This window comes from Salinicola sp. JS01 (genome assembly GCF_030284585.1).
Classification (GTDB): Bacteria; Pseudomonadota; Gammaproteobacteria; order Pseudomonadales; family Halomonadaceae; genus Salinicola.
Genome location: NZ_CP127244.1, coordinates 2,968,087 through 2,980,871, shown reverse-complemented (window position 1 = coordinate 2,980,871; position 12,785 = coordinate 2,968,087). Strand labels below are relative to the sequence as shown.

Sequence of the window (12,785 nt, the reverse complement as noted above, 5' to 3'; positions counted from 1 at the left end):
GCGAATGAATAGGGCGAGTGGCGGCGGGCGCGTCGTCTTGGGCGTTATGTCGCTATAGACGTTACCCCGATATAGACGTCACGCCCGCCGGGGCTGGCCGGTTTTCGACCCGGCTTCCTCTCAGGCCAGTGTACCCAGCGCCTCGTCGATGATCGCCAGTCCCTGTTCGGCCTCACCGGCGGTGACGATGCACGGCGGCACCACGTGAATGCGGTTGGCGACCACGAATGCCAGCAGGCCACGCTCCATCATCGCCTGCTTGAGCTTGCCGACCTTGGCCGCCGCCAGCGGCGTGCGGCTGTCGCGATCCTCGACCAGCTCGATGGCGTGGAACACGCCCAGGCCGCGCACCTCGCCGACATGCGCATGGCGCTGGGCCAGGCGGGCGAGGCCGGGGGTGAGCACCGTCTCGCCGATCTGGCGGGCGTTGTCGACGATACCCTCTTCCTGCATCGTCTCCAGGGTGGCGCAGATCGCCGCCATGGCCAGCGGATGGCCGGAGTAGGTCAGGCCGCCGTAGAACATCTCTTCATCGAAGTGGTGGGCGATGCGCTGATTGACGATCACCCCGCCGGCGGGTACGTAGCCGGAGTTGACCCCCTTGGCGAAGGTGATCAGGTCCGGCACCACGCCGAAGTGGTCCAGCGCCAGCCAGGCGCCGGTGCGGCCGAAGCCGGCCATCACCTCGTCGAAGATCAGCACCAGGCCGAACTCGTCGGCCAGTGCGCGCACGCCGGCCAGATAGCCCGGCGGCGGCACCAGCACGCCGGCGGTGCCCGGGATGGTCTCGAGCAGCAGCCCGGCGATGCTCGCCGGCCCCTCGCACTCGATCACCCGGCGCAGATGGTGCAGCGCGCGCTGGCACTCCTCCTCCTCGTTGCCGGCCCAGAACTCGCTGCGATAGAGCCAGGGGTTGAAGAAGTGCACGTGGCCACGCGCATACTCGTTGGGCACGCGGCGGAAATCCCCGGTGGCGGCGATCGCCGAGCCGGTGCCGCCATGGTAGGAGCGATAGGCGGAAAGGATCTTGTCGCGGCCAGTGACCGCGCGCGCCATGCGGATGGCGTTCTCGTTGGCGTCGGCGCCGGCGTTAGTGAAGAACACCTTGGCGAAGCCAGCCGGGGCGCGTTCGAGGATCTTCTCGGCGGCGCGCCCGCGCATCCAGTTGGCGTGGGCGGGGGCAATGGTGGTCAGCTCGTCGGCCTGGGCCTTGATCGCCGCGATCACCCGCGGGTGCTGGTGGCCGATATTGGTGTTGACCAGCTGGCTGGAGAAGTCGAGGTACTCGCGGCCGTCGTAGTCCCACAGCCGGCAGCCTGCGCCGCTCTTGATCACCAGCGGATCGAGCGCGCCCTGGGCCGACCAGGAGTGGAACACATGGGCGCGGTCGAGCGCCTTCACCTGCTGATTGTCGATCGAGTGCATGGGGAATCCTGTCGTGTCACATGGTGTCCGGCGAGCGCTGCTCACAGCGTTGGCATGGTGTACTGATTGGTCGCCTCCCGCAGACCGGAGGGCCAGCGCGCGGTGACCGTCTTCATGCGCGTGTAGAAGCGCACGCCGTCGGCACCGTGCACGTGCAGTGCGCCGAACAGCGAGCGCTTCCAACCGCCGAAGCTGTGGAACGCCATGGGCACCGGGATCGGCACGTTGACCCCGACCATGCCGACCTGGATCTGCTCGCAGTACTGCCGTGCGCTGTCGCCGTCACGGGTGAAGATGGCGGTGCCGTTGCCGAACTCGTGGTCGTTGACCATCTTGACCGCGGCATCGAAGCTCTCGGCACGGGCGATCGCCAGTACCGGGCCGAAGATCTCCTCGTCGTAGATACGCATGCCCGGTTTGACGTGGTCGAACAGGGTGCCGCCGATGAAGAAACCGTCGCTGTCGTGCTGGAGCTGGCGGCCGTCGCGCACCAGCTCGGCGCCTTCCTGCACGCCCTGCTCGATATAGCCGCTCACCTTTTCCAAATGCGCGCGGGAGACCAGCGGGCCCATGTCGTGGTCCGGTCCGTCGGTGATACTCGCGCCCACGCGCAGTTCGTCCAGGCGTGACAGCAGCTTCTCGCGCAGCTTCTCGGCGGTCTCGTCGCCCACCGGCATCGCCACCGAGATCGCCATGCAGCGCTCGCCGGCACTACCGTAGGCGGCGCCCATCAGCGCGTCTGCGGCCTGGTCGAGATCGGCATCGGGCATGACCACCATATGGTTCTTGGCCCCGCCGAGGGCCTGCACGCGCTTGCCGTGGGCGGAAGCGGTGGCGTAGACATACTCGGCGATCGGGGTCGAGCCGACGAAGCTGACCGCCTGCACGCGCGGGTCGGTGAGCAGGGTGTCGACTGCCTCCTTGTCGCCGTTGACCACGTTGAGCACGCCATCGGGCAGCCCCGCTTCGCTGAACAGCTCGGCGATGCGCAGGGTCGAGGAAGGGTCTTTCTCCGACGGTTTGAGTATGAAGGTGTTACCCGCGGCGATGGCGATCGGGAACATCCACAGCGGCACCATGGCCGGGAAGTTGAACGGGGTGATGCCGGCGCACACCCCGAGCGGCTGCATCAGCGAGAAGGAGTCGATGCCGGGGCCGACGTTGAGCGAGTGTTCGCCTTTCTGCAGATGCGGCATGCCGCAGGCGAACTCGACCACTTCCAGGCCGCGGGTCAGCTCGCCCTTGGCGTCCGAGAACACCTTGCCGTGCTCCTGGGAGATCAGGCGTGCCAGCTCGTCGCTGTGCTGCTCCAGCAGCGTCTTGTAGTTGAACAGGATGCGCGAGCGCTTCAGCGGTGAGAGCGTCGACCAGCTCTCGCAGGCGCGGCTGGCGGCGTTGATGGCGTATTCGACGTCATCGCGAGAGGCCAGCAGCACCTCCCCGGACTGGGCGCCGGTGGAGGGATTGAACACCGGGCTGGTGCGGGTCGAATTCAGCGCGACGCGCTGGCCATCGATGAAATGCGTGATGGGTGCAGACATGGGGCAGCGTCTCCGAGGCGTGAGTCAATGGGTCTGCGTGCGGCCAACGGGGGCGGCGGCCGGCACGGGAGTGAAAAAGTGTGCTGTGGAGTAGCCTGCGGCAGGAGCAGAGCGTCAAGCAATCCCGGTATGCTTAAGGTCACTAAAGCATTTGGTTAACCTTCGGCGCGTCGGCACCGACGCAGCGGCGGCGTAATGCGGGGCTGGGAAAAAGAACAAAGGAGAGGAGCGGGGCATGAGCCAGCGCAGAATCACGCTGATGGGGCAACTGGGCGACGTCGACCTGCGCCTGCTGCGGATCTTTCGCAAGGTGGTGGAGTGCGGCGGCTTCTCGTCGGCTGAAGTCGAGCTCAATATCAGCCGCGCGGCGATCAGCATGGCGATGGGCGACCTGGAGACCCGGCTATCGATGCGCCTGTGCCAGCGCGGACGCAGCGGTTTCCGGCTGACCAGCGAAGGGCACGACGTCTACGAGGCCACGGTGCAACTGCTGGCCGCGGTGGAAGACTTCCGTACCCGGGTCAACGGCCTGCACTCGCGCCTGACCGGCGAGCTCAACATCGGCATCACCGACAATCTGGTCACGCTGCCCGACATGCAGGTGACCGAGGCGCTGCGTGCACTCAAGGCGCGCGGCGACAACGTGCACATCAATATCCGCATGGCCCCGCCCAACGATATCGAGATGGCGGTGCTCGGCGGCAGCCTGCACGCGGGCGTGGTGCCGGAGCTCAAGCGCGTGCCGGGGCTCGACTACCTGGAACTGTACGAAGAGCAGTCGGCGCTCTACTGCAGCGACCGGCACCCGCTGTTCGCGTGCCAGGCGCCGAGCGTCGACCAGATCGCCGGCCACGACGCAGTGGTGCCCTCCTACGCCCAGACGCCCGAGATCAAGCGCGTGCACGAAGCGCTCAAGCCGATGGCCTCGGCCACTGATCGCGAGGGGGTCGCCTTTCTGGTGCTCACCGGCAGCTACATCGGCTTTCTGCCCACCCACTACGCCCAGCGTTGGAGCGATCACGGGCGCATGCGGCGCCTCGTTACGGACACTTCCGAGCACGCTACTCGTTACGAATATTCCACCCGCTACGAATATTCAACTCGCTACTATGCCATCACCCGCAAGGGGCGCCCGCCTAACCTGGTGCTGGAGAGCTTTCTGGAAGAGCTCGAGGCGTGTCTGGCGCGGACGCGGGGCGAGGCCGGTTAACGGGGCCGAACGCGGTCTGACCTAAGCGTACTGCATGCCGCCGTTACCGAAAGACCAGTTGTGGCGGTCTGTTTCGAGCAGATTGATGAAGACGTCTTCCGGCCTGAGTCCGGGGGACGCGCTGAGGTTTTGCGTCAGTTGTCGATAGAGCGCCTGCTTTTGAGCCGAATTGCGGGTGTTACTGCAGGCGATCTGTATGATCACCAGGTCCTGGCTTCGCGCGATGTCCAAATAGTCGGGGCTACAGTCGAAGTCGTCTTCATCGTGTTGGTGAACCAGAATGAAACGATCGCTTTCCGGCACTTCGAAGGCTTCGCGAAGCGCCGCGTAGACGCCGTCACGAATGGCTTGCAGATACGCGGCGTCTTTTCCACGGCGCAGTGAGATACGGACGAGTGGCATGATGATCTCCCGAAGAGCGAGGGTTGACGCCTTCGACATTAGCGCTTGACCATGATCCTTAATATCGAAATTAATAGGATTGAATATCCATGATTTCGGGATTTTGATGTGCGCCGAATTGCCTTTGATCCTGACGTATTGCGCAGCTTCGTCCTGGGGGCTGAGCTGGGTAGCTTCACCAAGGCTGCCGAGCGCCTGAACCGCTCGACCTCTGCCGTGAGTGCTCAGCTGAAACGCCTCGAGGAACAGACGGGTACGCCCCTGGTGAAGAAAGCGGGGCGTGGCCTGATGCTCACCGAACAGGGCGAGCTCATGTTGAGCTACGCGCGGCGACTGCTGGAACTCAACGACGAGGCTGCGGCGGCGATCTGTGGTGAGACGCTCGTAGGGCGTATCCGTCTGGGGTTGCAGGAGGATTTCGGCGAGCGTCTGTTGCCGGGGGTACTGGCGCGTTTTTCTCGCGCGCATCCGAACCTGCAGATCGCGGTGCGCGTCGCCAGCAACGGGCAGATGAAGGATGACATTACCCGGGGCCGTTTGGATCTGGCACTGGCCTGGCAGGGAGAGGGCGAGTTGCTCGATGGTGAGATGCTCACCCGCGTCCCCATGACCTGGATCGGCCCGTCTTCCGCTGACGGGCCGATGCCGCTTGCGGCGCCGCTGCCGCTGGTGGTGTTGGAGGGGCCATGTCTGCTGCGCCAGGCAGCCCTCGATGCCCTGGACAGGGCGGGAATTTCCTGGCGCATTGCGTTCAGCAGCGCCAGTCTCGCCGCCACTTGGGCCGCCATCGCGGCGGGGCTGGGCATCGGCCTGCGTACACCACTGTGCTTGCCCCCGAGCGTGCGTGTGCTGGAGGCATCGGCGGCCGGGTTGCCGGCGCTGCCGCATCTGGGACTCTCGCTCTACTGTGCCGAATCCGCCCCCACGCTTGCCGTCACCCGGCTGGCGGCGATCATCCGGCAGCATATTGAGGCGTTGCCTTTGGCTCGCTCATGAGTCCGCGTGCCGATTCATCCGGCCGTACCAGAAGTGGCGATTTTGGGGCGACAAGCTGTGCATCACGCCGCCCCATGATTGACTTCGGGTCGGCGTGGTTTATGGGCGTGTGGCCTAGCCTGAGGTGAGGGCGTCTGCCGGTGAGCGTGTCTCCTGGCGCTTGGCGGCGACACTGACTGCTGGTCACGCCCACGCTGCCGCTGGCCCCTTTCGCCGCCGGACACGAGGTGCCACCGGGAAGCGACTACGTCGACTGGGTGGATTGGACCCCGTTCAGCTACCCCTTCAACCTGACCCAGCAGCCGGCAGCATCCATGCCCTGTGGGCTCGATGATCGGGGCCTGCCGGTGGGGCTACAACTGGTGGGGCCACGCTATCGTGATGATCGGGTGATGGCGGTGGCGCGTCTATTGGAAACACGCTTGCCGCGTCTGACGCCACCGATGGCGCATGCATGAGAGATGGGCGCCGTCGGCCGCTCAGGCGGGAAAGCGCGCTGCGTAGAGCTCGCTCACCCAGTCGACGAACACCCGCACCCGAGCGGCGAGCTGGCGTCGCTGCGGGTAGACCGCCCACAGCGTCAGGCGCGGCTTCTCCCACTCGCTAAGTACCTCTTCGAGCACACCCTGGGCCAGCTGCTCCTCGATATGAAAGCGCGGTAGCTGGATCAGCCCGCAGCCCTGGCGGGCGGCTTCCACGTAGCTGCCGGCGTCGTTGACGGTGAGCCAGCCGCCGGCGGCGAATCCTTGTATTCGCCCGTCGATGCGCAGATCGAGGGTGTCGTCCGCGGCGTTGCTGCCGGAGAAGAAACGCACCACCTGATGATCACGCAGTTCATCCGGGTGGTGGGGCCGGCCGGCTCGGTCCAGATAGGCGGGGCTGGCGCAGATCGCTTGGGGCAGCTCGGCGAGCCGGCGGCCGATCAGGCTGGAGTCCACCGGTTCGCCGGCGCGTAGGGCGCAGTCGATGCCTTCACCCACCAGATCGACGCGGCGGTCGCCGCTGGTCAGCACCACATCTAGCTTGGGATAGCGTGCGCGAAACGCCTGGATATGGGGCAGTACGATGTGCCGCGCGTGCACGCCGTGCATCTCGACGCGCAAGGTGCCGGCCGGGCTTGCGGCGACCGGGCCCAGCGCCGCCTCCGCCTCTTCGAGTTCGGCGAGCAGCTGTACGCAGCGTTCGTAGAAGGCCGCGCCCTCCGGGGTGGGGTGCACCTGACGCGTGGTGCGCGCCAGCAGACGGGCACCCAGACGCGCTTCGAGCTGCTGGATGGCTAGGGTGGCTGTGGCGCGTGGGATGCCGAGGCCGTTGGCGGCGCGGGTGAAGCTGGCGGTCTCGACGATACGGGTGAACAGCGTCAGGGCGTCGAAGCGGTCCATGGTGATTGTTATGTCAGATTGAATGGTGTTGCCAGTATAGCGGTGATTATTTCCCGCGGATGAATCTCGATACTGGTGCCGCAGGCAATACCCCTGTCGGACATACGTCCCTGATATCGCTATCCAAGGAGCCAGATCATGCGTCATGCCAATACCCCACATACCGATCAACGGGTGGCCATCGTCACCGGCGGTTCCCGCGGCATCGGCCAAGCCGTATCGCTGAAGCTGGCGGCCGACGGTTTCGCCGTGGTGGTCAACTATGCCGGTAATACTCGGCGCGCCGAGGAGGCCGTCGCAGAAATAGAAGCCGCGGGCGGCCGGGCGCTGGCGGTACAGGCCGATATCGCCGACCCGGTGGCGGTGGAACAGCTGTTCGCGGCCACCCATGAAGCGTTCGGTCGTCTCGACGTGGTGGTCAATAGCGCTGGTGTGCTGGAGATGGGGCAGGTGACCAGCGACAACCTGGCGATTCTCGACCGTACCCTGGCGACCAATCTGCGTGGCAGCTGGCTGGTGATGGCCAGAGCCGCCGAGAGCCTCAGCGAAGGCGGGCGCATCATCGCCTTCTCGTCGTCGGTGCTGGGCAAGTCGTTCCCCGGCTATGGCGCCTATATCGCCAGCAAGGCCGGCGTCGAAGGGCTGGTGCGGGTACTCGCCAACGAGCTGCGCGGGCGCGGGATCAGCGTCAACGCCGTGGCACCGGGGCCGGTGGCCACCGAGATGTTTCTTGCCGGCAAGAGCGACGAGCAGGTCGCCAATATCGCCGCGCTGTCGCCGTTCGAGCGCCTGGGTGAGCCAGAGGAGATCGCCGATGTCGTGGCCTTCCTCGCCGGGCCCCAGGGGCGCTGGGTGCATGGCCAGATCCTGCGCGTCAACGGCGGCATGGTGTGAGCGCGATTCAGGTCGTCTCTTGGGTGGGCTGACGCTGGCGACGGCGGTGCGTTTCGAGCATCAGGCGTGCGCCGATCGCCGCGGCGACGAGCCCTGACACGGCGCCCACCCCGAGGGCCCAGCGCGGGCCGGCGTGATCGGCAATGGCGCCGACGATGGGTGCACCGACCGGCGTGCCGCCCATGGTCACCGCGATCCGCAGCGCCATGATGCGCCCGCGCATCATCGGTTCGGTAGCGAGCTGCATCAGCGCGGTGGCCGCGGTCATGAAGGTCAGCGCGGAGAGGCCGATGAGCGTCAACGCCGCGGCGAACAGATAGGCGTTGGGGGCGAACGCTGCCACGCCACAGAAGAGGCCGAAGCTCAGGGTGGCGATGCACAGCAGGCGTATCCGCGGGCGCTCGCGCCGGGCGGCGAGCAGCGCGCCCACCACCGAGCCGACCGCCAGGCAGGAGGTCAGGAGCCCATACTGGCCGGCATCGCCGTGGAAGACGCTGACCGACATGGTCGAGATATAGATCGGGAAGTTGAAGCCGAAGGTGCCGATCAAGAACAGCATCAGCAGGATCGCCATCAGGTCCCGGCGCCGCCACACGTAGCGAAACCCCTCGGTCAGGCCGCCGGCCTGGCTCGGTGGACGCGGGGTCGGGTAGAGCTCGCCCACGCGCAGCAAGCATAGCGACCCCAGCACCACGGCAAACGAGATGGCGTTGACGATGAACACCCAGCCGGTGCCGATCGCTGCAATCAGCAAGCCGGCCACCGCTGGGCCCACCATGCGTGCGGCGTTGAACGAGGTGGCGTTGAGCGCCACCGCGTTGGAGAGGTACTTCTCGCCGACCAGATCGTTGACGAAGGTCTGGCGCGCCGGGGCATCGAAGGCGCTGACGCAGCCCAGCCCCAGGGCGAAGGCGTAGACCTGCCACAGTGTGACCACGCCGGTGAGGGTGACCACACCGAGCCCCAGCGCGAGCAGGCCGAGCAGCGCCTGAGTGAGCAGAATCAGGCGGCGCCGGTTGCAGCGGTCGGCGGCGTAACCGGTGAGGGGCAGCAGCAGTAGCTGGGGGCCGAACTGCAGCGCCATGGTGATCCCCACGGCGCTGGCGTTGTGCTGGGTCAGCACGGTGAGCACCAGCCAGTCCTGGGCGACGCGCTGCATCCAGGTACCGGTGTTGGAGATCAGTGCGCCGGCGGCCCACAGGCGGTAGTTGTAGACCCTGAGCGACCGGAACAGCCGTTTGTCGCTCATGGACGGAGCTCTTGCGGTGGCCCGCGCCGTGGCACGTGTCGGTTTACGTGGGCGGGATGGATAGTCGAGGCCGGCCGGCCCGATACGGGGATGACGATGGTACGGCACTCCTTGTCGTTCGCGACCTGGCATTCACGAACCCGGACACGTCACTGTGTCCGGGGCGGCGACCGACTGAGCCGGCCGCTGGGTCGAGTCTCTTATCACTATTCCGTTATCACTAGTCCGTTATCACTATTCTCTTATGAGGTTATCAGAATCACGCGATGGCGGCTTGCGCGAGTGCCTCGCGGCGGGGGCGCTCGGCGCGCGTCTCGGATAGCGCGGTGGGCATCGGCTGCCCATCGTCGCCGAGGCTGAAATGCTCGACCCTGACCACCATGTCGCTGGCCTGTTCGTTCAGCGAGCGGCTGGCGGCGGCGACCTGTTCGACTAGAGCGGCGTTGTGCTGGGTGACCTCGTCGAGCTGCGCCATGGCCTGGTTGATCTGCTCGATACCGCCGGACTGCTCCGTGGCGGCATGCGAGATATCCGTCACCAGCGACGACACCTGATCGATGCGCGCGACGATCTCGGTGAGGGTGTCGTGGGTCGTCGAGACCAGATCGTTGCCGCTGTCGATGGTGGCGACGTTATGGGCGATCTGCTCGCGGATCCGCTGGGCCTCGCCGGCACTGCGGCTGGCGAGTTGGCGTACTTCGCTGGCGACCACGGCGAAACCCTTGCCGTGCTCGCCGGCGCGGGCGGCTTCGACCGAAGCGTTCAAGGCCAGCAGGTTGGTCTGGAAGGCGATGTCGTCGATGGCGCCGACGATGGTGGTAACGGTCTGGTTGGCACTGTGGATGGCCTGCATGGCGTCGCGCGCCTGATTGGCGATGCCCTGGGCCTGGACGGCCTGTTCGGCGACCTGGGTGGCCAGGGTTCGCGCCTCGGCGGCGTGCTGGGCGGTGTTGTGCACTGTCGAGGTGATCTGTTCCATGCTCGAGGCGGTCTCCACCAGCGATGCCGACTGCTCTTCGGTGCGTTGGGCCAGGTCCTGATTGCCCTGGGCGATCTCATCGCTGGCCCGATCGATGGAGCGGGCATTGCCGCGAATCCCGGCGACCAGGGTTTGCGTTTCCTCGGTGGCGCGATTGAACGCCCGATAAAGGCTAGCCAGTTCGTCGCTGCCGCTTGCCTCGAGACGCTGCGTCAGGTCGCCGCCGCGGGCGTTGATGGCCTGCAGGTTACGCGTCAGCGGCCCGAGGATACTGCGCACGACGAGCAGCGCCAGCGTCAGGGTGAGCAGCAGAACGCCCAGGGCCACGGCGATGTAAACCCACAGGGCGATGCGTGCCGCGGCGCGTAAGTGATCGGCCTGCTCGAGAATACCGGATGCCGCGGCGTCCTCGGCCTGCTTCAGGCGGTCGAGCTTGACGGTCTGCCAGTCGAACCACTGCTGCGGGTCGACGCCGAAGCCACCCTGGCTGGCGCGATCGATGACGAGCTGGCGCAACTTGTCGAGGCGCTCGATCTCGGGGCCGGAAAGCGCCTGACGGTAGCGTTCGACGAGTGCCGGGCGGGCCAGCACCTGGAAGCTGTCCAGGGATGCGGCTTCGGTGCCCAGCAGGCGCAGGAAGCGGCGGTAGGTGGCGTCCGCCATCCGGTCGGCGGCGAAGGTATTGGTCAGCAGGGCGCGTTCGATCCCCGCCAGGTCCTTGGCTTTCAGCAGTTCATGGTAGGCGGTCAGGCGTCTGGCGATATCGGCATTGCTGGTCTGGTGGGCGAGCTGGCCGGCCAGCCTTATCAGCGCATTGTCGACCCCGGTGTAGTAAGACAGGGCCTGGGCGAGCGGGACCTTCAGGGTATCCACGCGTTGGCGCATGGCCGAGAGTTCGCCGAGATCCCTCTCCGCCTTGGTGAGGCTGTCGTCGGCTGCCTGACTGAGCTGCTGGCGGTCGATCGTGGTCAGCGTGTCGAGTAGGCGAGTGACTTGCTGATCGGACGCGCTGCGCTGTGTTTGCAAACGCTTGCCGAAACTTTCCCCCTGGCTGCCGAGGAAACCAGCGGTCATCCCGCGTTCGCGCTGCAGCTCGTGTACCAGATTGCCCGCCTGCTGGGCTAGCGAGGTGAAGGTATGGAGCCGGTCCATGCCCGTTGCGACCCGTTGGCGATCGATCGCGCCGTCGACGGCGAAATAGAGCATCGCCAGGATGGGGAGTGCGAGCACCAGCAGGAATTTGCCCTTCACCGAAAGGTATTGCACGACTTGCCTCATGATAGAGATTCCCTATTGTTTTTCAGCTTTTGGATATGGCGGTAGGGAGAGGCGTGCTTATCGTTTTTATGAGTATTTGTTTGTTTTTTTGACTGCTATCGGCTGGATTTTTGAACACTTGAACCGGTCCAGCTTCGCGCGTCATTCGCGAAGGTCGCGACTGATGCGCATACAGGGCGGTAGGCGTATCTCGGAGTGTGGCCAAGAGCGATGCGCGGAGCGCCCAGTGGGCGGAATGTGCCCACGCTAACGGCGAGAGAAGCGTAGCAGCGGCGAATGCTGAGGATGGGCGAGCGTGGCCTCGCTCCACACGCCAAAGCCACGCCCGTCGGTGCCTCGGCTCAGGCGCTGGGGTTTACCAGGATCTTCACCTGCGCCTTGTCGGCGAGTAGCGCCTCGAACCCCTGGCTGACCACGTCATCCAGGGCGATGCGCGCGGTCACCAGATCCTCGGCGCGGTAGTAGCCCTGCTGCATCAGCGCGATCACTGCGGGGTAGATATGGCGATAGGCGATGATGCCCTTGAGCGTGCGCTCCTGGATCACCAGTTGGTTGGGATGGATCGCCGCCTCCGACTCCCAGATGCTGACGATCACCGTCTCGCCACCGGCGTGGGTGCTGGCGATCGCCTGGTTGAGTACGGCGGGCAGGCCGGTGACCTCGAAGGCGATGTCGAAGCCGCCGTTACTGGCCGCCATGAGCCGCTCGACGATGTCGCCTTCCGTGGGATCGTGCACGACCGCGCCCAAGTCGCTGGCGCGCTGCTTGCGCGCGGCGGAGACCTCGACTGCGTGAATCGACGCCGCGCCAGCGGCCTTGAGCGACTCGATCACCATCAGCCCGATCGGCCCGGCGCCGAACACCACCGCGCTGTCACCCGCCTTGAGCGAACTCTGACGCACCGCGTGCAGGCCGACCGCGGCGGGCTCGACCAGCGCGCCCTGCTCGAAGGAGAGCCCATCGGGTAGCCGATGCACCATGTGCTCGCCGACCACGGTGTACTCGGCGAAGCCGCCGCCACCGCCGGAGAGCCCGTGGAAGCCCAGCTGCGGGCTCAAGTTGTAGCGCTCCATCAGATAGGCGCCGTCGCGGTGGGGCGAGAGAATCGGCTCGATCGCCACCCGGTCGCCCACCGCCACCCGGGTCACCGCGCTGCCCACCTCGACCACCTCGCCGGCGAATTCGTGACCCATGACGATGGGCGCCTGGTCGTGACTCAACGGGTGTGGCGCATCCACCGGAATGAAGATCGGCCCGGCGGCGTACTCGTGCAGGTCGCTGCCACAGATGCCACAGGCGGCGACCTTCACCTTGACCTGGTGCGGGTCGTCCAGGATCGGAACCTCGATCTGTTCGACGCGAATATCGCGCGCCTGGTACCAGCGGGCCGCCTTCATGTGCTGTTCACTCATGACGTCTCTCCTGCTGC

Annotated in this window: 11 protein-coding genes; 4 read left to right on the top strand and 7 right to left on the bottom strand. The window is 66.0% G+C overall.

Annotated elements, in window-relative coordinates:
* Positions 1 to 120: 120 nt before the first annotated feature.
* Entirely contained in the window at positions 121 to 1,425 is a 1,305-nt protein-coding gene (locus QO259_RS13650; RefSeq protein ID WP_285950368.1) for an aspartate aminotransferase family protein, read from the bottom strand.
* 41 nt (positions 1,426 to 1,466) lie between these two features.
* Positions 1,467 to 2,966: a CoA-acylating methylmalonate-semialdehyde dehydrogenase gene (locus QO259_RS13645; protein WP_285950367.1), complete on the bottom strand. Its 1,500-nt coding sequence runs from the start codon at positions 2,964 to 2,966 to the stop codon at positions 1,467 to 1,469.
* 235 nt (positions 2,967 to 3,201) lie between these two features.
* Here QO259_RS13645 and QO259_RS13640 point away from each other — a divergent pair, with 235 nt between their 5' ends.
* Entirely contained in the window at positions 3,202 to 4,176 is a 975-nt protein-coding gene (locus QO259_RS13640; RefSeq protein WP_285950366.1) for a LysR family transcriptional regulator, read from the top strand.
* A 21-nt stretch (positions 4,177 to 4,197) separates the two neighbouring features.
* On the opposite strand, the gene QO259_RS13635 is transcribed toward QO259_RS13640, so the two are convergent.
* Positions 4,198 to 4,578 (bottom strand): tautomerase family protein, encoded by a 381-nt coding sequence (locus tag QO259_RS13635; protein ID WP_285950365.1) that lies wholly within the window; start codon positions 4,576 to 4,578, stop codon positions 4,198 to 4,200.
* Between the two features lie 108 nt (positions 4,579 to 4,686).
* On the opposite strand from QO259_RS13635, the gene QO259_RS13630 reads away from it, so the two are divergent.
* Both QO259_RS13630 and QO259_RS13625 read left to right on the top strand, forming a co-directional pair.
* Positions 4,687 to 5,574, top strand: coding sequence for a LysR substrate-binding domain-containing protein (locus QO259_RS13630; RefSeq protein WP_207032633.1), 888 nt, complete (start codon positions 4,687 to 4,689; stop codon positions 5,572 to 5,574).
* A gap of 176 nt (positions 5,575 to 5,750) precedes the next feature.
* Complete coding sequence (locus tag QO259_RS13625; RefSeq protein WP_353057330.1) at positions 5,751 to 6,032, top strand: amidase family protein; 282 nt, start codon at positions 5,751 to 5,753, stop codon at positions 6,030 to 6,032.
* 21 nt (positions 6,033 to 6,053) lie between these two features.
* Here the strand turns inward: QO259_RS13625 and QO259_RS13620 are convergent, their stop codons facing one another.
* On the bottom strand, positions 6,054 to 6,956 hold the full coding sequence (locus tag QO259_RS13620) for a LysR family transcriptional regulator (protein ID WP_285950364.1): 903 nt from the start codon (positions 6,954 to 6,956) through the stop codon (positions 6,054 to 6,056).
* Positions 6,957 to 7,094: 138 nt separating this feature from the next.
* Here QO259_RS13620 and QO259_RS13615 point away from each other — a divergent pair, with 138 nt between their 5' ends.
* Positions 7,095 to 7,850, top strand: coding sequence for an SDR family oxidoreductase (locus tag QO259_RS13615; RefSeq protein ID WP_285950363.1), 756 nt, complete (start codon positions 7,095 to 7,097; stop codon positions 7,848 to 7,850).
* Positions 7,851 to 7,857: 7 nt separating this feature from the next.
* Here QO259_RS13615 and QO259_RS13610 read toward each other — a convergent pair whose 3' ends face one another.
* The 3 genes from QO259_RS13610 to QO259_RS13600 all read right to left on the bottom strand — a co-directional run bounded on the left by QO259_RS13610 (position 7,858) and on the right by QO259_RS13600 (position 12,768).
* On the bottom strand, positions 7,858 to 9,099 hold the full coding sequence (locus QO259_RS13610; RefSeq protein WP_285950362.1) for an MFS transporter: 1,242 nt from the start codon (positions 9,097 to 9,099) through the stop codon (positions 7,858 to 7,860).
* Positions 9,100 to 9,358: 259 nt separating this feature from the next.
* Positions 9,359 to 11,356: a methyl-accepting chemotaxis protein gene (locus tag QO259_RS13605; protein ID WP_285950361.1), complete on the bottom strand. Its 1,998-nt coding sequence runs from the start codon at positions 11,354 to 11,356 to the stop codon at positions 9,359 to 9,361.
* 341 nt (positions 11,357 to 11,697) lie between these two features.
* Complete coding sequence (locus QO259_RS13600; protein WP_285950360.1) at positions 11,698 to 12,768, bottom strand: 2,3-butanediol dehydrogenase; 1,071 nt, start codon at positions 12,766 to 12,768, stop codon at positions 11,698 to 11,700.
* Between the last annotated feature and the right edge of the window lie 17 nt (positions 12,769 to 12,785).